This is a genomic window from Promicromonospora sp. NPDC110617, assembly GCF_055598465.1.
Map to the genome: position 1 here is coordinate 848,842 of NZ_JBVKBM010000003.1, position 19,778 is coordinate 868,619.

The following is a 19,778-nucleotide window of genomic DNA, read 5'->3' on the forward strand; positions in this document are numbered from 1 at the left end:
CTCGACCGGCCCGGCCGGCGTGACCGGCGTGACCGGCTAGAGGCTCCCCCACTCCGCGGCGGCCTCGGTCAGCCGCGCCTGGACGGCCGCGACCGCCGGCCCGCGCGGCACGCCGCGGCGCCCCGCGAGGTACAGCGTGTTCAGCGGCGGCGCCTCGGGGTGGTGGAGCTCGACCACCTGCCCGGCGTCCAGCGCCGTCGTGACCAGGTACCGCGGCAGCACGGACACGCCCGCGCCGCCGGTGACGGCGGCGAGCACGGCGCGCAGGTCGGGCACCACCAGCGCCGTCGTGTTGGGCGGGCGCCGGCCGAACTCGCTGCGCCAGTACCGGCGCACGATCGGGAGGTCCTCCGCGTAGGCGACCAGCGGCAGGTGCGCCAGGGCGGCCACGGGGTCGGCCGCGAGGCGCACCGGGTCGACGGTGTGGGCCAGCGCCGGCGGCCCGACGAGCAGGAATTCCTCGTCGACCAGCGGCGTCGCCACCACGGCGTCCTGCCGCGGGCGCACCGAGGACACGACCAGGTCGAGGTGGCCGGCCGCCAGCGCGGCCAGCAGCTCGTCGCCGAGCCCGAGCGTCGTGCGGAGCTGGAGCCCCTGCGCGACGAGCGGCGCGAGCGCCGGCAGCACGCGCACCGTCATCAGCTCGGCGGCCCCGCCGATCCGGACGAGCCCGCGCACCGCCGGCTCGACGTCGCGCGGGCCGAGGGCCGACCGGAGCCCGTCCACGTGCAGCCCCACCTCGGCGGCCAGCGCCACGGCGCGCTCCGTGGGCTCGGCGCCCCGGCGGGACCGCACGAACAGGCGGGTGCCGAGCTGTTCCTCCAGGCGGGCGAGCTGCCCGGTGACGGCGGGCTGGCTCACGCCCAGGCGCTCCGCCGCCGCCGACAGCGACCCGGTGCGGTAGACCTCCAGGAACGTGGCGAGGAGGTCAAGACCCGGCACCGGCACCACCCTCCGTCGTCGTCCTGCCCACAGGCTAGCCGGGCTCAGCGCGCCGCGAGCGCCGTGAGCACCGCCTCGGCGGCGGCCGCGCTGGACTGCGGGTTCTGCCCGGTGATCAGGTTGCCGTCCTGGACCACGGTGCTGCTCCAGGCCGCGCCGACCTGGACGACGGCGCCGCGCTCGCGCAGCCGCGACTCGACGAGGTAGGGCGCGGCGTCGCCGAGGCCGCCCTGGCGCTCCTCCTCGTCCGTGAACGAGGTGAGCGCCCGGCCCGCGTAGGCGAAGGTGCCGTCCGGCCCCTGGGCGCTGAGCAGCGCGGCGACGCCGTGGCACAGCGCGCCGACGGTCGTGCCCCGGTCGTTCGCGGCGAGCAGCAGGCGGCCGAGGTCGGCGTCGTGCGCCAGGTCCGCCATGGGGGCGTGGCCGCCGGGGAGGTACACGGCGTCGTAGCCGGCGGCGTCGACGTCGGCCAGCGTGAGCGGGTGGTCGAGTTGGTCGGCGATGCCGTCCAGGTACGCCCGGAACTCCGCGGCGTCGGCTGCGGGCACCCCACCGCGCTCGTCGAGGCTGACCGGGTCGACCGTGGGCGCCACGCCGCCCGGCGTCGCGACGTCGACCTGCGCGCCGGCCGCGGTGAGCACGCGGTGGGAGGCGGCGACCTCCTCGGCCCAGTAGCCGGTGGGGTGCTCGGTGCCGTCGGCCAGGCGCAGGCTGCTCGCGGCGGAGACGACCATCAGGATCTTCGACATGGTGTGGTTCCGATCTGTTCGGGGAGTGTCCCGCTGGGGTGCGGTCCTCGGGGAACGTCAGATTCCATCACCGGATGCCGAAACGGTCGGCCGGAGCTATAACCAGACTTATGGCTCCGATTTGTCCGAGGCGTGGACGGTTTGCCGACCACATCCCGGGCATGCCTACGATCAAGTCTCATCATCCAGAGCGGTCGAGAGTCCTGGCTCCACGACACCGCAGCAACCTACCTCCGAGGCGCCAATCTCGGGGCAAGGTGCTAACGCCAGGTCCGATGGAGCTGATACGCATGGCAGTCACGAACCCGCACCTTCCCACCGCCACGATCCTGGGCTACCCCCGCATCGGCCGGAGGCGCGAGCTCAAGCGCGCCGTCGAGTCCTTCTGGGCCGGCCGCACCACCGCCGACGAGCTGGAGGCGACCGCCCGCGACCTGCGGCTCGCCACCGCCCGCCGGCTCGTCGACCTGGGCCTGGACGCCGGCAACGCTGCCGTCCCCGGCTCGTTCTCGTACTACGACCAGGTGCTCGACGCCGTCGCGCTGCTGGGCGCCGTGCCCGACCGCTTCGCGGGGCTCACCGCGGACGGGGGTCGCCTGACCCTGTCCGCCTACTTCACGGTGGCGCGCGGCGAGGGCGACAACGCACCGCTTGAGATGACCAAGTGGTTCGACACGAACTACCACTACCTGGTCCCGGAGATCGGGCCGGACACCCCGATCGGGTTCGTCGACGACCGCGCGGTGCGCGAGTTCACCGAGCTGGCGCACCCGGCCGACGGCGGCCAGGCCGTCGTGACCCGCCCCGCGTTCGTGGGACCGGTGACGTTCCTGCTGCTCAGCAAGCCCGCTGATGGTTCCCCGGACGGCTTCCGCCCGCTCGACCGCCTCGACGACGTCGTCGCCGCGTACGCCGACCTGCTGCGCGCGCTCGCCGCCGCGGGCGCCCCCTGGGTACAGCTCGACGAGCCGGCCCTGGTCACGGACCTGCTGGACGTCCCGTTCGACGAGGTCGCCGACGCCGTCCGCCGGGCCTACGCCACGCTGGCGACCGAGCTCTCCCCCGCCGCTTCCCGAGCCGACCGCGCCGAGCGCCCCGCGATCCTCGTCACCGCCCCGTACGGCGACCTGCGCAGCGAGGCAGGCGACGGCCTCGCCCTGCTGGCCGGGACCGACGTCGAGGCGATCGCGATCGACCTGGTGCGCGGCGCCATCCCCACGGGCGCGGTGCCCGGCCTGGAGACCAAGACCCTGGTCGCGGGCGCGATCGACGGCCACAACATCTGGCGCGCCGACCTCGACGCCCGTCTGACCGTCGTGGAGGGCCTGGCTGGCCCGGGCACGGGAGTCGGCGCCGGCGCGCTGGCCGTCGGCACCTCGACGTCGCTGCTGCACGTGCCGCACGACGTCGCCGACGAGCCCCGCCTGGACACGGACCTGACGTCATGGCTCGCGTTCGCCGACCAGAAGGTCGCCGAGGTCGTCACGCTGGCCACCGCGCTGACCGAGGGCCGCGCGGCGGTCGCCGACCGGCTCGCCGAGTCGACCGCGGCGGTGCGCTCCCGCGCGGCGGCGCCCGGCGTCGTCGTCCCGGCGGTGCGCGAACGGACCGCCGCGCTGACCGCCGCCGACGTCGAGCGCGCGCCGTACGCGGAGCGGGCGGCCGCGCAGCAGGCGCGGTTGAACCTGCCGCCGCTGCCGACCACGACAATCGGGTCGTTCCCCCAGACCGCCGAGATCCGCAGCACGCGCGCCGCGTGGGTGCGGGGCGAGCTGTCCGACGCCGACTACACGGCGGCGATGCGCGCCGAGATCGCGAGCACGGTCGCGCTCCAGGAGGAGCTGGGCCTGGACGTGCTGGTGCACGGCGAGCCCGAGCGCAACGACATGGTGCAGTACTTCGCGGAGCAGCTCGACGGCTTCGCGACGACCGTCAACGGCTGGGTGCAGTCCTACGGCTCGCGCTGCGTGCGGCCGCCGATCCTGTGGGGCGACGTGTCCCGGCCCGCGCCCCTGACGGTCGAGTGGACGGCCTACGCCGCGTCGCTCACCGACAAGCCGGTCAAGGGCATGCTCACGGGTCCGGTCACGATCCTCGCCTGGTCGTTCGTGCGCGACGACCTGGCCCTCGGCGACACCGCCGACCAGGTCGCCCTCGCGCTGCGCGACGAGGTGACCGACCTGGAGGCGGCGGGCATCGGCGTCGTGCAGGTGGACGAGCCCGCGCTGCGCGAGCTGCTGCCCCTGCGCAAGGCCGCGCACCCGGGCTACCTCGACTGGTCGGTGCGCTCGTTCCGGCTCTCGACCGCCGGGGCGGACACCGCCACGCAGGTGCACACGCACCTGTGCTACTCGGAGTTCGGGCAGGTCATCGGCGCGATCGACGGCCTCGACGCGGACGTCACGTCCGTGGAGGCGGCCCGGTCCCGCATGGAGATCGTGCCCGAGCTGGCCGACGCCGGGTACGGGCGCGGCATCGGGCCGGGCGTCTACGACATCCACAGCCCGCGCGTGCCGTCGGTGCAGGAGGTGACCGACCTGGTCGAGCTCGCCGCCAAGTCGATCGACCCGCGACTGGTCTGGGTCAACCCGGACTGCGGCCTGAAGACGCGCGCCTACGCGGAGACCAAGGAGTCCCTCGCCAACCTGGTGACGGCGGCGAAGACGGTCCGCGCGACCCTCTGACGCCGGTTCCGACACCGGCTCGCGCCGCTCGCCTTTGAGGCCCGGGTTTCTTCGCTTTGACATGTGTCAAAGCGAAGAAACCCGGGCCTCAAAGGTGATGGCTCACAGGCGGTGACTCGGAGACGATGCGGCGTCACCGACCGGATACCGTCAGCCCACGCGCCACTTCTGGGCCGCGGTGCCGTTGCAGGTCCAGATCTGGAGCTTCGTGCCGTCCGCGCTGTTGCTGTTCGGCACGTCCACGCACTTGTTCGCGAGGATCGAGACCAGGTCCCCCGCCCCGCTCAGCGTGAACTGCTGCGCCGGGTTGCCGCTGCAGTTGGCGAGCTGCACCGCGGTGCCGTCGCCGGTGTTCGCCCCGGCCACGTCCATGCACAGGCCGCCGGCCCGCAGCGTCCCGTCGGCCTGGAACGTCCAGTTCTGGGCGCCCGTGCCGTTGCAGGTCCACAGCTGCAGCCGCTTGCCGTCGGTGAACTCGGAGTTCGGCACGTCGATGCACTTGCCCGCCAGGCCGATCAGCGGCCGGCCCCCGCTGCCGCCGCCGGTGGTGGTGAGCTGCAGCCCGTACGCGCTCAGGATCGGGTTGACCGGCTGGTAGATGAACCGGCCGTTCGTCGAGCAGTCGCCGATGCGGCCCGACGTGACACCCTGCGCCTGGTTGCCCGAGAGCACCGAGCCGCCCGAGTCGCCGCCCTCGGCGCACGCCGAGCCGGTCGCCATGCCGGGGATGTCGCCGGAGCCGTAGTTGATGGTGACGTTCTTCTCCTGGATGACGCCGCAGCGCCAGCCCGTGGTGCGGCCCGACCGGCACACGGCCGCGCCGATGCCCTGCTCCGCGGAGCCCGCGACCGCCGTCGTGCCGCCCGCGTAGTTGTTCACCGCCGGGGTGGGCGTCCAGTTGCCGTTGGTGCCGACCCAGGCCCAGTCGTGGCCCGGGAAGGTGGAGCCGCGGTAGGTGCCGAGCGCGGCGCCGTCGGGGGCGTTGACCGGGTCGCCGGTCGAGCCGCAGTGCCCGGCCGTGACGAACCCGCCGGAGACCGCGAAGCCGATCGAGCACAGCGTCACGTACCCGTTGCCGAGCGGCTTGTGGAACTCGTCGCCGCCGCGGATGTCGCGCGCCGTCCGGGGCGCGACCTTCGACCTCTCCACCCGCACGGCATCGGCCGGCACGTCCGACGCGGCGATCATCGCCTGGGCCGCCGCGGTGTCGGCGGCCTCGATCACCACCTCGTTGGTGACCGGGTCCGCGTACCAGGCGTGCACCGAGGTGGGGGCGCCCACGTCGTCGAGGGCCTCCTTCCACCCGGTCAGCTCGTCCAGGCTGCGTTCGACGACGACGGCGTCGGCGCCGGCGCGCTCGGCCACCTTGGCCGCCGCCGCGCTGGTGACGGCGACGCGCGGCGCGTCGGCGCCGTCGGGCAGCCAGGTGCCCGCGTACCGGTCGCCGAGCGCCGCGGTCAGGTGCGCCTCGACGATCGCGGCGTCGGCGTCGCGGGCCAGGCGGGCGGGGATCTCGGCCCGAGTGAGGCCGAGGTCGCGCTCCATCGCGCCGACCTGGCCCTCGGGCAGGTTGTCGGGGGCGTCGGCGCCCCGGACGTCCGCCGCGGTGCGGGCGTCCTGCGGTGCCGGGGCCGCGCCCGCCGTGCTCGCGCCGGTCAGCGCCGTGCCGACCATCAGCACCGCTGCTGACAGCGCTATCAGGGAACGTGACGTTCTCAGGGATCGTGACATGGTGGTGTGCTCCTCATCAGGCCTGGGGAACCTCGTGTGCCTGGGAGCGTATTGACGCCGGCCCACCACCAGAACGGGTGGGACGACCCTGTGTGGAAAGTACCTATCCGCCCTGTATGCACTGATACCGCAGCGCCGCAGGGTGAACGCACGCACGCGGGGTGTGTTGCTCCGCGTGGACAACGTCTACGCACAGCAACACACCCCGCGGAGGTGGTGTCGCCCCGGGAGGCGACACCACCGCACTGGCCCGTCGAGATCAGCCGCAGGCGGCCGCCTGGTACGGCACGGTCACCGTCTCGGTCGCCTTCTCGCCGTCGACGGTCGCCGTCACGACCGCGGTCACCGCGCCGGTGCCGACCTGCGCCGAGCCCGACTCGAACGTCAGCTCGCCGCCGCCCTTGACGGTCTTGCTCCCGAAGTCGGACGTGACCCTGACGGTCGCGCCCTTGGCGCCGTCCACCACGACCCGCAGCGTCGAGTCGCCGTCGACGCAGGCCGGGGCGGCCCACACCGTGATGCCGCCCGCCGTGTCCTCCGCCTGGTCGGCGGCCCGGGCCTTCGCTCGCGTCTCCGCGTCCGGCGGCGCGGCCGCCTCGAGCGGCAGCGCGTCGGCGCCGGCGCCCTGGTCGGCCAGTAGCTGCACCTCGGCCAGCGACAGGTCGCCGTCGCCGGCAACTTCCTGCACCACGATCCGCAGGTGCTCGTACTCCTCCGGGTCGTCGACCTGGAACGTCCGGGTCTGCAGCGCCCAGCGGAACGCCTCGCCGTCCCGCTCGTCGAGCACGGTCCAGCTCTCGCCGTCGTCCGACCCCTCCAGCCGCCAGGCCGACGGCGCCGCCGTGCCCGCCACGCCCGAGGTCAGCGTGTACGTGCCGACCGTGGCCGTCGTGCCGGATCCGTCCCACGTGATCGTCGGGGTTCCGGTCGCGAACGTGGTGCGCGAGGACGACGTGTCGTCCACCAACGCGTCGGCGTCAGCGGCAGAACCTCCGGCAACAGTAACGCTCCCCGCCGCCGTGGCATCCCGGTCCGGCGTCGGCGGCTCGTCACCCTCGGTGAGCGACGGCGGCGCGTCGTCCGCCCCGGTGCCCCACGCCGACGGCTCCGCGCCCATCACGAAGTCCAGCCGGGCGCCGCCCGACAGGTCCGCCTGGGACAGCGACGTCGACGTGCGCTTCTTGCCGTCCACGCGCAGCGACTGCACATAGACGTTCTCCACCGAGTTGTTCCGCGCGTTGATCACGAGGTCGCCGTCCGGCAGGTGCACGGTGGCCTTGTCGAACAGCGGCGAGCCGATCGCGTACTGGTCGGAGCCGACCTGCAGCGGGTAGAAGCCGAGCGCGGCGAAGATCCACCACGACGACATCTCGCCGTTGTCCTCGTCGCCCGGGTAGCCCTGGCCGATCTCGCTGCCCACGAACAGGCGGCGCGTGACCTCCCGCACGATCTCCTGGGTCTTGTGCGGCGCGCCCGCGGCGTCGTACAGCCACGGGATGTGGTGCGAGACCTGGTTGCTCATGCCCCACTGGCCGAGCCGGATGTCCCTCGCCTCGCGCATCTCGTGGATGACGCCGCCGTAGCCGCCGGTGTGCGTGGCGTCCTCCGGGGTGGCGAAGAACTCGTCGAGCTTGGCCTCCAGGCCGTCCTGGCCGCCGTAGAGGTTGCCGAGGCCGCGCGGGTCCTGCGGTGCGTGGAACGAGAAGTTCCAGCCGCTGGTCTCGGTGTAGCCCCCGCCCCACGTGCGCGGGTCGTAGTCCTCGGGCGCGTTGAGGAACTCGCCGTCGGCGTGGCGGGGCTGGAAGAAGTCGATCGCCGGGTCGAAGAGCTCGCCGTAGTGCGTGGCGCGCTCCAGGAAGTAGGCCGACTCCTCGCGCAGCGTCGCGCGCCGCTCCCGCGGCGTGCGCCGGTCCTCGGCCAGGGCCGCGGCCATGTTGCCGATGCCGAAGTCGTTGATCAGCCCCTCCAGGCCCCAGGAGACGGACTCGTGGGTGCTCTCCGGCGTGAAGCCGAGGAACGGCGAGGACTCCAGGCCCTTGCGGCCCACCGCGTTGTTCGGCGGGGCCACGGTGCCGTTCCGTAGCGCGGCGTCGTACGCGTCGAGCGCCTTGTCGGTGGGCAGGGAGCCCTTGAGGTAGGCGTCGGCGAACGCGACGTCGGACGACGTGCCCGTCATCAGGTCCGCGTAGCCCGGCGAGGACCAGCGGGCGATCCAGCCGCCGTCGCGGTACTGCTGCACGAACCCGTCGACCAGCTCCGCGGCGACGTCCGGGTACAGGAACGAGTACGCGGGCCAGGCCGTGCGGTAGGTGTCCCAGAACCCGTTGTTGACGTAGATCTTGCCGTCCGTGATCTTCGCGTTCGTCGCGGTGTCGGTCGCCTCGCCGGACGGCGCGGTGACGGGGCTCGCGTACTTGTACACGGGCCGCTTGGCGGTGCCGGTGTTCTCGAACTGCGAGTTCGGGTACAGGTTGAGGCGGTACAGGTTCGAGTACAGCGTCACGAGCTCGTCCTCGCTGCCGCCCTCCGTCTCGATCACGCCGAGCCGGTCGTTCCACTGCCGCTCGGCGGCCCGCTGGACCGTGGCGAACGAGCGGCCCGTGACCTCCAGGCCGAGGTTGGCGCGCGCCTGCTCCAGCCCGATGAACGAGGTGGCCACGCGCAGCTCGACGGTGCGGTCGGTGCTGGTGTCGAACGTCGCGTAGCGGGCTCCGGCGCGGTCGCCCGCGGCCTCGCCCACGGCCGACGGCGCGCGGTCGAACGTGCCCGCCACGTACATGCGGGTGCGGCCCACCGAGAGGCCGCTGCCGTTCTCGACCCAGCCGGTCAGCTCGCCCGTGATGGCGTCGAACGACAGCTTCGAGGACCCGGCGACCCGGTCGACCAGCACGTGGCCGGTCGCGGGCCCGGCGTCCGCGTCCGCGTCCGCGTCCGCGGGGAACGTGTACCGCAGCACCGCCGCGTGGTCGGTCGGCGTCACCTCGGCCTTGATCCCGTCGGCGAAGGTCACGCCGTAGTAGTCGGGACGCGCGGTCTCGTCGGCGTGGTCGAACGCCAGGCCGCGCGCGTCGAGGCCGCCGTCGGGCACGCCCGCGCCGGTGGCGGGCTGGAAGGCGAGCTGGTTGCGGTCGCCCATCCACGGGCTCGGCTCGTGCGAGATGCCGATGCCCTGCAGCACCGGGCGGTTCTGCTCGTCGTTGGCGGCCTGGTACTCGTACAGCCAGCTCTGCGAGGACGCGTTGGTGAGCGGCGTCCAGAAGTTGAAGCCGTTCGGCACGGCCGTGGCCGGCACGTTGTTGCCGCGCGAGAACGACCCGCTGGACAGCGTGCCGCGGCGCGTGTCGACGTAGTCGGTCAGGCTGTCCCCGTCGATCCGCTCGGGCTGCGCCTCGATGGCGACGTCGTCCAGCCAGCCGGCGAACTTCGTGACTGCCGCACCGCCGTCGTTGTCGTAGCCCAGCAGCACCTGGTCGACCGTCTTCCCGCGCGCGACCGACCCGAGGTCGACCCGCACGGAGTTCCACTGGTCGGCGTACAGGATCTTGCCCGCGCCCTGCCCGGCGGCCGTCGCGACCGTCCCGTGCGCGTCGCGCGCGTCCAGGTCGGACAGGTAGGTGCCGTCGGTGAAGCGCAGGTCCATGCTCGCGTAGGTGGACGGGTACTCCAGGTCGCCCAGCAGCTCGGGGAAGATCTTCCAGCTCAGCCGGGTGTCGCGGCCCACGCGGACGTCGACGTCGTCGTAGAGCACGTTGGTCGCGTGCGCCGGGCCGTCGGCCTGGTGACCGCCGTCGTACCGCAGGGAGCGGGTGCCGGTGAAGCCGACGCCCTTCTTGTTCGTGAAGTCCACCGTGGTGGGCCCGGAGCCGACGGCGGTGGTCATCGGCCGGTCCGCGGGCTGCTCGGTGAGGTCCGCCGACAGGTCCCAGTCGGCGAGCTGCACGATGCCCGCGCCCGCGTTCTGCGTCACGTCCAGGCGGAACCAGGTGTAGGCGGCGGTCGGCTCGTCGAGCTCGAAGGTCCGCTGCTGGAAGCGGTCCTCGAAGGCCTCGCCGCTGCGCTGGTCGATCGTCTCCCAGGTCTCGCCGTCGGTGGAGCCCTGCAGCGTCCAGGCGCGCGGGTCACGGTCGGCGAAGTCGTTCGCCGAGGTCAGCGCGTAGGCCGTGACCACGGTGGGCTCCGCCATCTCGTAGGTGGCCCAGCCCGTGGTAGCGAACGTGAGCCACTTGGTGGCCGACGACGCGTCCGCGAGGTTCGCCGCGCCCTCGTTCGGCAGGTTCTCCGCGCTCGCCGCGACGGCGGAGACGCGGTCCAGCACGCTGCCGGGCAGCCCCACGACGAACTCGCCGACGTTCTCCTGCCACGGCGCCCCGTCGCGCTGCGCCGGAGTGGACTCCAGCGGCGCGGCGTCGTCGTCCTCGAAGGACGTGGCGAAGTCGCCGCCGGCTCCCCCGCCCGGCGCGGGCGCTGCGGGCGCGGTGGCGCCCGGCGCGGTCGCTGCGGGTGCCGCCAGTGCGGTGCCCGACGGCACCGCGAGCAGCAGGGCGAGTGCTCCCGAGAGAGCGGCGGCCGCCTGCCGGGATCTGGCCCGGCCGGGGACTGTGGACATGGGTGGTCTCCCTCGTCGGCTGACAGCGCTGTCGAGCCAGAACGTAGGTGGAGGTCAGGCCCGGTGTCAACGGGCCGGTCCGTCAGCGGGGCGGCCGCTCGCCGCTGCCGCGGGTCACCACCCGCGTGGGCAGCACCACCTGCTCGACCGTCCGGTCGGCGTCGGCGGACCGCGCGACGGCGAGCTCGGCGGCCCGCCGCCCCATCTCGACGGCGTCGTAGGCGACCACGGTGATGCCCAGCAGGTCGGCGAGCTCGAAGTCGTCGAAGCCGACCACGGCGACGTCCGCCCCGCCCGGGGTGTCGCGCAGGGCCTGGAGCGTGCCGACGGTGGCCCGGTTGTTCGCGGCGAGGATCGCGGTGGGTGGCTCGGGCGCCGCGAGCAGCTCCAGCGCCAGGTCGCGGGCGGCCGCGGCGTCGTGGGCGCCGGAGCGGACCCAGCGGTCAGCGTCGGACACTCCGGCGTCGCGCATCGCGGCGAGGAACTCGTCGCTGCGCTCCTGGTAGGTCCACAGATGGGGCTCGTCGCCCACGAACGCGATGCGGCGGTGGCCGTGCGCGAGCAGGTGGCCGACGGCGGCGCGTGTGCCGCCCCGGTTGTCGATGACCACGGTGTCGACGTCCATCCCGGCCGCCGGCCGGTCCACGACCACCACGGGCAGCCCCGCGGCGATCTCGCCGCGCAGCGCCGAGTGGTCGGCACCGGCGGGCGTGACGATCAGGGCGCCGACCCGCCGTTCGAGCAGCTCGCCCGTCAGGGACGCCTCGCGCTCGGGGTCCTCGTCGGACGACGCCGTCAGGAGCTGCAGCCCGTGCTCGCGCAGCTCCCGCTCGATGCCGCTGGCCAGGGCCGAGTAGAACTCGTTGGCCAGGTCTCCGGTGATGAACCCGACCAGCCGCGAGAGGCCGCCGCGGGCCAGGTCGGCGGCCACGGCGTTGCGGCGGAAGCCGAGCGACGCCGCGGCGTCCTGCACGCGCTCGCGCGTCGCGGACGCCACGTTGGGCTCCCCGTTCAGCACCCGGGAGGCGGTCTTCAGGCTCACCCCGGCGGCCTGCGCCACCACTGCCAGCGTCGGTCGACGCATCACCTCAGGCCTCCCGTCGCTTGCGCATCAGCATGTCGATGATGATCGCCAGCAGCAGCACCGCGCCGGTCACCATGTATCGCGCGGCCTGGTCCACGTTCATCAGCGTGAGCCCGTTCGCGATGGACTGGATCACCAGGACGCCCAGCACGGCCGACCAGGCACTGCCACGCCCGCCGAACAGGCTGGTGCCGCCGATCACGGCCGCGGCGATCGCCACGAGGTAGGTGTCCGCTCCCCCGGTCCCCTGGTTCGCGGCGCCCAGCCGCCCCGCGGCGAGCACGCCGCCGAGCGCGGCCAGCGTCGAGCAGGCGACGAAGCACAGCACCACCGTGCGCTGCACGGGCACCCCGGCGAGCATCGCCGCCCGCCGGTCGCCGCCCACCGCGCGCACCGACCGCCCCCACCGGGTGCGGCGCAGCAGCACGTCCGTGACCACGACCAGCGCGGCGAACAGGACCACGGTGTACCCGATGCCGCGCGCCGTGCCGAGGTAGGCCACGATCGCCGACAGCACGGCGGCCAGCACCAGGGTCCGCACCACGATCTGGGGCACGCTCGCGCAGGCGAGGTCCGCCCGGCGGCGGCGGACCCGGGCCACGACCTGCACCGTCGCCGTGGTGGCGACCACGGCCACCACGAGCGCCCAGGCCACGGCCGGCGAGAGGAAGCCCTGCTGCACCGACCGGACGAACCACGACTCGAACGGCAGGTTGATCGAGCCGTACGGCCCGAGCACGCGCAGCTGCACCCCCGCGAGGAACAGCAGGCCGGCCAGGGTGAAGACGAAGCTCGGCAGCCCGAGCCGCGTCGAGAGCGCGCCGTACGCCAGCCCGACCACCACCCCGCACGCCAGCGCGGCGAGGATCGCGAGCGCCACGGGCCACCCGAGCGTCACGGAGCCGACGGCGACGACGGCCGCGGCGAGCCCGCTCACCGAGCCGACGGACAGGTCGATCTGGCCGACCAGGAGCACGAGCACGACGCCGAGCGCGATGACGCCGACGGGCGCGCTCTGCAGCGTGAGGTTGACCAGGTTCTCGGGGGCGAGGAACGCGGGGTTGACGGCGCCCATCACCAGCCAGATCACCACGAGCGCCCCGACGATGGGGAGCAGGCTGTTGCCGCCGCGCACGCGCTGCCAGACGGCGCCGGTCAGGCCGCCGGTCCCGGCCAGGCCCGTGCCGGAGATCCCCGCCCCGGTGCCGCCCTGCGCGGTCATCGGCGCACCGCCCGGCCGGACTCGGCACCGGACTCCGCGCCCGACCGGCCGCCGGTGCGCGCGCCGGAGCGGGCTCCGGTGTGCTTTGCCCCCGGGCGGACCGCGCCGGTCATGGCGGCGAGCAGGTCCTCGTAGGACGCGTCGCCGTCGAACACGTCGTGCACGCGACCGAGCCGCAGCACGAGGATGCGGTCGGCGACGGCCTGCAGGTCGCCCGCCTGGTGGCTGACCAGCACGACGGCGTGGCCGCGCTCCCGCAGCCGGACGATGAGGTTGAGCACCTCGGCGGTCTGCCGCACGCCGAGCGACGCCGTCGGCTCGTCCAGCACGACGACGCGCGGCGAGCCGAGCAGCGCGCGGGCCACGGCGACGGTCTGGCGCTGCCCGCCGGACAGGGTGCGGACGGGGTCGCGGACGCTGGGCACGCTGGCGGCGAGCTGGTCGAGCAGCTGCCACGCCTCGCGCTCCATGGCCACCTCGTCGAGCAGGGGCCCGCGCCGGGTCTCGTGCCCGAGGAACAGGTTCTCCACGACGTCCAGGTCGTCCACGAGCGCGAGCTCCTGGAACACCGCGGCGATGCCGAGCGCCCGCGCGGCGGCGGGCGAGTCGAGCACCACGGGGCGCGCGTCGAGCAGCACCTGGCCGGCGTCGGGCCGGTGGGCGCCGGCGAGCACGCCCGCCAGGGTGGACTTGCCGGCCCCGTTGTCGCCGACGACGGCGAGCACCTCGTGCTCGTGCACGTCCGCGTCGACGTCCACCAGGGCGCGGACGCCACCGAACCGCTTGGAGACGCCGCGCAGCGAGAGCACCGGATCGCTCATCGGACCGCCTCCCCGAGGGTGGCGGGCACGGAGGCGTCGTCGGCAGCCGCGCCGGCGTCCGGGCCGATCAGGCCGGCGCGCTCGCACGCGTCCCGGTAGGCGGGCACGCAGATCTCGTCGGTCGTGTACACGTGCCCGTCGACGATCACGTGCTGGACGTCGTCGACGCCCACGGCGCGGGGCGCCAGGAGCACGGTGGGCACGCCCTGGATGACGGCGGTGGTGCGCGGCTCCTCGCCGCGGAGCACGCGCACCGCGAGCTCCGCGGCGGTCTGGGCCTGCTGGTCGGTCGCCTTGTAGACCGTCATGTACTGGTCGCCCGCGATGATGCGCTGCACCGCGGCCAGCTCGCCGTCCTGCCCCGTCGTGACGGGGACCGGGTCGAGGCCCGCGGCCTTGGCCGCGGCGATCGCGCCGCCCGCTATGCCGTCGTTGGCGGCGAGCACGCCGTCGACCTGCCCGGGGAACCGGGTGAGCATGGCCTCGGTCCACTCGGTGGCCTTGTCCGGGCTCCAGTCGGGCGTGTAGTACTCGGCGAGCACGTCGATGTCCTCTCCTTCGAGGGCGCGGCGGGTGCCGGCGGCGATGGCGAGCGCGTTGGGCTCGGTCGCCGATCCGTGCACCAGGAGCACCCCCGGCCGGTCCTCGGCGTCCGGTCCGGCGTCTGCGTCTGGTTCAGCTTCTGTCTCAGCGTCTCGTTCCGTGACGCCACCGGCAAGTGCCGAGCCCAGCAGGAAGCCGATGAACTCGTAGTCGTACGACACGTAGTAGTCCGCGCCGTCCACGAACCGATCGTAGGCGATCACCTGGGCTCCCAGGCGCTTGGCCTGCGCGACGATCCCGGCCGCGGCCACGGTGTCCACGGCGTCGAGCACCAGCACGTCGGCCCCCTGGGCGAGCATCGACTCCGCCTGCTGGAGCTGCGCCGCGGCGTCCTGCCCCGCGTTGGCGTACAGCACGGTGCAGCCCGGGCACCGGCGGCCCGTGACGGACACGAACGTCGGGTGGTCGGACGCCTCGTACCGCGCCGTCTGGGCCTCGGGCAGGAGCAGGCCGATCGTCCCCTCGTGCGGCACGCCGGCGGACCCGGCGGGCTCGGCCGGCGCGCACCCGCCCAGCCCGGCCACGAGCGCGAGCCCGGCGACGGCCGCCACGGCCCTGGTCAGGCGGGTCATGAGCTCACCCCCAGGGAGCCGAACATCCGCGCCTGGTCGAGGGCGGCCGCGAGGGCGCCGCGCACCCCGGCGTCGGCCCCCAGGGCGGACGGGACCACCTCGACCGGGCCGCGCGAGGTGGCGACGACGCGCTGCCCGAGCGAGGTGCGCAGCGGTTCGAGCAGCAGCTCGCCGGCCTCGGCGAGCTTGCCGCCGATGACCACGACGTCGGGGTCCACGAGGTTGCACAGGTTGGCGAGCGCCACGCCGAGGTGGCGTCCGGCGTCGAACACGACCCGGCGGGAGCCGGCGTCGCCCTCGCGGGCGCGGGCGACCAGGTCGGCGAGGGTGAGGTGCCCCGCCTCGGGCGGGAGCATGGCGAGCAGGCTGGAGGCGCCGACCAGCATCTCGAGGCAGCCGCGGTTGCCGCAGCGGCAGACGGGGCCGTGCTCGTCGACGGACACGTGGCCGATCTCGCCGGCGACGCCGGAGCGACCGTGGACGGCGCGGCCGCCCAGCACGAGCCCGCCGCCCACGCCGTGGGAGACGCGGATGTAGGCGACCGAGTCGTGCCCGGCGCCGGCACCGAACCGGGCCTCCGCGATCGCGGCGAGCGTCGAGTCGTTGTCGGCCGTGACGGGCACGTCGAGCTCGGCGGCGAGGATGTCGTCGACGTGCACGCCGTCCCAGCCGCGCATCATGCCGACGGTGACGACCTGGCCGGTGCGGATGTCGACGGGCGCGGGCACCCCGACGCCGACGGCGAGCAGCTCGGACGGGTCGGCGTCGACGGACTCCAGCATCTCCCGGATCAGCATCGCGGTGCGCTGCAGGCCGGCGTCGGCGCGGTGGTCGGGGGCGAGCGGCATGCGCTGCTCGGCCAGGACCCGCATGGAGGCGTCGGCGAGCGCGACGCTGAGGGAGCGCATGCCGAACCGGATGCCGGCGACGACGCCGAGGTTGCGCGCGAGGGTGACCTGGAGGGCGCGGCGGCCGTTGCGCACCGACTGCGACGTGTGCAGCACGCCCGCGACGGTGAGCTCCTTGACGATGTTCGAGATCGTGGCTGGGGACAGCCCTGTGACGCCGGCCAGCTCGATCTGCGTGAGAGAGCCACGCTGCTGGACGGCGCTCACGATCCGGGCTCGGTTGGCCTCACGCAGTGAGGTCTGCGAACCCGGGGTTACCCGATCCGCGCGCACAGCGCCCAGGGTAACCGCCTTCCGGCGTGCTCCGGCCGGGAATCGGCCTGGTATGACGGGTTTGGATACACGAACTGAACGTTCAGGTCACGATCGAGCGACGCTTGCGTTCATTTCTTGACACCAAGGCCTCGCGGCCGTTCGATAGGACCCGGGTTCACGGGCGTACAGGCGCGCCCGGCCGGTCCACAGGTACGACGCCGTCCTGGCCGCGAGGAGAATTCACCCTCGCCAGGTACGACGACGCCGTCCCGGGTCGGTGCTCCAGCGACCGAGGAAGGTTGAGGGACCCCAGATGCGAGTGAACCGGAGGATGACCGCGACGGTGGCGACAGCCGCTGTGCTCGGTCTCACGCTGGCCGCGTGCGGCGGCGGCGGTGACGGTGGCGAAGGCAGCGGCGAGAGCGGCAGCGCCGACCAGGTCGAGGTGTTCACCTGGTGGGCTGCCGGATCCGAGAAGGCCGGCCTCGACGCCCTGGTGGGCGTGTTCAACGAGCAGCACCCCGACATCGAGTTCGTCAACGGCGCCGTCGCCGGTGGTGCGGGCTCCGCGGCGAAGGACCTGCTGCAGACCCGCCTGCAGGCGCAGGACCCGCCGGACACGTTCCAGGCCCACGCGGGCGCCGAGCTGCAGGACTACATCGACGCCGCGCAGATCGAGGACGTCTCCGACCTCTACGACGAGTTCGGCCTGACGGACGTCTTCCCCGCCGACCTGGTCGACCGGCTCTCCACGGAGGACGGCGCGATCTACTCGATCCCGTCGAACATCCACCGCGCGAACGTCGTCTGGGCGAACCCGACGGTGCTGGAGGACAACGACATCGACCCCGAGGCCGAGTACGCGGACCTCGACGCCTGGATGGCCGACCTGGAGAAGCTCGACAAGGCCGGTGTCACGCCGCTGTCGGTGGGCACCACGTGGACCCAGGTCCACCTGCTCGAGACCGTGCTGCTCGCCGACCTGGGCGCGGACGGCTACAGCGGCCTGTGGGACGGCTCGACCGACTGGGAGGGCCCCGAGGTCACGGCGGCGCTCGAGGACTTCGAGACGCTGATGAGCTACACCAACGACGACCGTGACGGTCTCGACTGGCCCGAGGCGACCCAGATGGTCATCGACGGCAGCGCGGCGTTCAACGTCATGGGCGACTGGGCCGTGGCTGCGTTCGAGGAGCAGGACAAGGTGCTCGGCACGGACTTCACGGCGGCCCCGGTCCCGGGCACCGACGGGACGTTCGACTTCCTGGCCGACTCCTTCACCCTGCCGGTCGGCGCGCCCCACCCGGACGGCGCGAAGGCGTGGCTGGAGACCGTGGGCTCGCTCGAGGGCCAGGTCGCGTTCAACAAGGCCAAGGGCTCCATCCCGGCCCGGACCGACGCGGACCCCGCCGAGTTCTCGGAGTACCAGCAGACCGCCATCGAGTCGTTCGCGAACGACACGATCGTGTCCTCGCTGGCGCACGGTGCGGCCGCCCCGGTCGCGACGCTGAACGCGATCTCGGACGCCACGAGCAAGTTCACGACCGGTGCGTCCGACCTCGCCGGCTTCCAGTCCGAGCTGGCCTCGGCCACGCAGAGCTGACACCCGGGTGCGAACAGCTCCCGCGTAACGCACACCGCCGTACGTCGCGCGCCGTCGGGTCCGTCCCGACGGCGCGCGGCTGCGCCCACTCCTCCGAGGTACCTACATGCTGAACAAACTGCGGCGCGTCGGGCCACCGCTGCTCATGCTCGCCCCGTCCCTGATCCTCGTCGGCGTCTTCGTCTACGGGCTGATCGCCGCCAACTTCACCACGTCCCTGACGGACAACCACACGGCGGCGCAGGCCACCGGGCAGAAGCCGGCCGTCTTCGTGTGGTTCACCAACTACCTCGACCTGCTGGCCAGCGAGGACTTCCAGCACTCGCTGATGAACCTCGTGCTGTACACGGTCGTGTTCCTGGTCGGCACCATGATCATGGGCTTCCTGTGGGCCTGGATGCTCGAGAAGCCCGTCAAGGGCGAGGGACTGTTCCGCTCGGTCTACCTCTTCCCCATGGCGGTCTCGTTCGTCGCCTCGGGTGTGGTGTGGCGCTGGCTGCTCAACTCCAACCAGGGCGAGCAGGCCTCCGGCCTGAACCGGCTGTTCCAGATCGTCGGGCTCGACGCGCTGCAGAACAACTGGTGGAACAACGTCACCTTCGGCATCATCGCCATCGCCATCCCCGCCATCTGGCAGCTCTCCGGCTACGTGATGGCGCTGTTCCTCGCCGGGTTCCGCGGCATCCCCGAGGAGCTGCGCGAGGCGGCCCGGATGGACGGCGCCTCCGAGTGGAAGCTCTACCGGCACGTGCTGTTCCCGCAGCTCTCGCCGGTCGCACTGTCCGCGCTGATCATCATCGGCCACATGTCGCTCAAGGCGTTCGACCTCATCATGTCGATCTCCAAGCCCGCGAACTACCAGACCAAGGTCCCGGCCGTCGACATGTTCGTGTTCAAGTCGAGCTTCGACTACGCGAACGCCGCCGCCGTCGGCTCGATCCTGCTGATCATCGTCGCGATCGTCATCGTGCCCTACCTGATCCGCACGAACCGTGAGGAGAAGCGATGACCGCCGAAGCCGAACAGCTCACCGCGCACCGCCCGGCGCCCGTCGCGCCGCGTGTGCACAAGGGCCGGTACTCGCTCGCGCGCACGCTGAAGTACGTGGGCCTGATCTTCTTCCTGATCGTCGTCCTGATCCCGGTGTACGTGCTGCTGGTGACCAGCTTCAAGGGCACCGGCGACGCCGACCCGAGCCGCGCCTGGAACCTGCCCCAGATCTGGACCATGGACAACTGGGCCATGGCGTGGACCACGCTGGCGCCCGCCATCGGGCGCACGCTGGCCATCGTCGTGCCGAGCTCGATCATCTCGGCGTTCCTCGGCTCGCTGAACGGGTTCGTGCTCTCGCGCTGGAGCTTCAAGGGCGCGGACATCGTCTTCACGCTGATCCTGTTCGGGATGTTCATCCCGTACCAGGCCGTGATGATCCCCCTGACCCAGCTCGTGCTGAACCTCGGCATCCCCACGGGTGTGCCCACACTGATCCTGCTGCACGTGGTCTACGGCATCCCGATCACGACGCTGATCTTCCGCAACTACTACTCGACGGTGCCGCACGAGCTCATCGAGGCCGGGCGCGTCGACGGCGCGGGCATGCTGCGCACCTACTGGTCGATCGTGCTGCCGATCTCGATCCCGAGCTTCGTGGTGGTGCTCATCTGGCAGTTCACCTCGGCCTGGAACGACTTCCTGTTCGCGGTGTTCTTCTCGTCTTCGCAGAACGGCCCCGTGACCGTGGCGCTGAACAACCTCGCCAACGGCGCGCTGCTGCAGAACTACGGCGTCTCGATGGCCGGCGCCCTGTTCGCGTCGCTGCCGACCCTGCTGGTCTACATCATCCTCGGCAAGTACTTCGTCGGCGGCCTGATGTCGGGCTCGGTCAAGGGCTGAGCCCCGGGGCGCCCGCTCCGGCCGGGGCGGGTGGTCGGTAGTTTCGGGTGGTCGGTAGAAGGTCAGGTGGTCGGCAGTTCGAGCTGCCGACCACCTGACCTTCTA

General features: G+C 73.0%; 13 protein-coding genes and 1 riboswitch. Of the genes, 4 read left to right on the top strand and 9 right to left on the bottom strand.

The window, feature by feature from the left end; all coding sequences use genetic code 11:
* Positions 1-36 precede the first annotated feature (36 nt).
* Together ACZ7LE_RS21570 and ACZ7LE_RS21575 are read right to left on the bottom strand one after the other, a co-directional pair.
* Positions 37-942, bottom strand: coding sequence for a LysR family transcriptional regulator (locus ACZ7LE_RS21570; RefSeq protein ID WP_470405288.1), 906 nt, complete (start codon positions 940-942; stop codon positions 37-39).
* Between the two features lie 44 nt (positions 943-986).
* On the bottom strand, positions 987-1,691 hold the full coding sequence (locus tag ACZ7LE_RS21575; protein WP_470405289.1) for a type 1 glutamine amidotransferase domain-containing protein: 705 nt from the start codon (positions 1,689-1,691) through the stop codon (positions 987-989).
* 178 nt (positions 1,692-1,869) lie between these two features.
* Positions 1,870-1,973, top strand: a riboswitch (SAM riboswitch).
* An 8-nt stretch (positions 1,974-1,981) separates the two neighbouring features.
* Between ACZ7LE_RS21575 and metE the strand changes: the two genes are divergently transcribed.
* Positions 1,982-4,375 carry a 5-methyltetrahydropteroyltriglutamate--homocysteine S-methyltransferase gene (gene metE / locus ACZ7LE_RS21580; protein WP_470405290.1) on the top strand — a complete coding sequence of 798 codons (2,394 nt, stop codon included), beginning with the start codon at positions 1,982-1,984 and terminating at the stop codon, positions 4,373-4,375.
* Positions 4,376-4,525: 150 nt separating this feature from the next.
* On the opposite strand, the gene ACZ7LE_RS21585 is transcribed toward metE, so the two are convergent.
* From ACZ7LE_RS21585 to ACZ7LE_RS21615, 7 genes are all read right to left on the bottom strand, one after another.
* Complete coding sequence (locus ACZ7LE_RS21585) at positions 4,526-6,049, bottom strand: ricin-type beta-trefoil lectin domain protein (RefSeq protein ID WP_470405291.1); 1,524 nt, start codon at positions 6,047-6,049, stop codon at positions 4,526-4,528.
* A gap of 316 nt (positions 6,050-6,365) precedes the next feature.
* The gene (locus ACZ7LE_RS21590; protein WP_470405292.1) at positions 6,366-10,712 is read right to left on the bottom strand and encodes a GH92 family glycosyl hydrolase; all 4,347 of its coding nucleotides are present in this window, start codon (positions 10,710-10,712) and stop codon (positions 6,366-6,368) included.
* Between the two features lie 82 nt (positions 10,713-10,794).
* Positions 10,795-11,796 carry a LacI family DNA-binding transcriptional regulator gene (locus tag ACZ7LE_RS21595; protein WP_470405293.1) on the bottom strand — a complete coding sequence of 334 codons (1,002 nt, stop codon included), beginning with the start codon at positions 11,794-11,796 and terminating at the stop codon, positions 10,795-10,797.
* Positions 11,797-11,800: 4 nt separating this feature from the next.
* Entirely contained in the window at positions 11,801-13,018 is a 1,218-nt protein-coding gene (locus ACZ7LE_RS21600) for a sugar ABC transporter permease (protein ID WP_470405294.1), read from the bottom strand.
* Positions 13,015-13,839, bottom strand: a complete 825-nt coding sequence (locus ACZ7LE_RS21605) for an ATP-binding cassette domain-containing protein (protein WP_470405295.1) — start codon at positions 13,837-13,839, stop codon at positions 13,015-13,017. Before ACZ7LE_RS21605 ends, ACZ7LE_RS21600 begins: the two co-directional genes overlap by 4 nt.
* The gene (locus ACZ7LE_RS21610) at positions 13,836-15,014 is read right to left on the bottom strand and encodes a substrate-binding domain-containing protein (protein WP_470405296.1); all 1,179 of its coding nucleotides are present in this window, start codon (positions 15,012-15,014) and stop codon (positions 13,836-13,838) included. Before ACZ7LE_RS21610 ends, ACZ7LE_RS21605 begins: the two co-directional genes overlap by 4 nt.
* A complete protein-coding gene (locus ACZ7LE_RS21615; RefSeq protein WP_377231174.1) occupies positions 15,011-16,129 on the bottom strand; it encodes an ROK family transcriptional regulator in 1,119 nt (372 codons plus the stop codon). Before ACZ7LE_RS21615 ends, ACZ7LE_RS21610 begins: the two co-directional genes overlap by 4 nt.
* 361 nt (positions 16,130-16,490) lie before the next feature.
* On the opposite strand from ACZ7LE_RS21615, the gene ACZ7LE_RS21620 reads away from it, so the two are divergent.
* From ACZ7LE_RS21620 to ACZ7LE_RS21630, 3 genes are all read left to right on the top strand, one after another.
* Positions 16,491-17,780, top strand: coding sequence for an ABC transporter substrate-binding protein (locus ACZ7LE_RS21620; protein WP_470405297.1), 1,290 nt, complete (start codon positions 16,491-16,493; stop codon positions 17,778-17,780).
* 106 nt (positions 17,781-17,886) lie between these two features.
* Positions 17,887-18,789, top strand: a complete 903-nt coding sequence (locus ACZ7LE_RS21625; protein WP_470405298.1) for a carbohydrate ABC transporter permease — start codon at positions 17,887-17,889, stop codon at positions 18,787-18,789.
* The gene (locus ACZ7LE_RS21630) at positions 18,786-19,673 is read left to right on the top strand and encodes a carbohydrate ABC transporter permease (RefSeq protein ID WP_470405299.1); all 888 of its coding nucleotides are present in this window, start codon (positions 18,786-18,788) and stop codon (positions 19,671-19,673) included. Before ACZ7LE_RS21625 ends, ACZ7LE_RS21630 begins: the two co-directional genes overlap by 4 nt.
* The last annotated feature ends 105 nt before the right edge of the window (positions 19,674-19,778 follow it).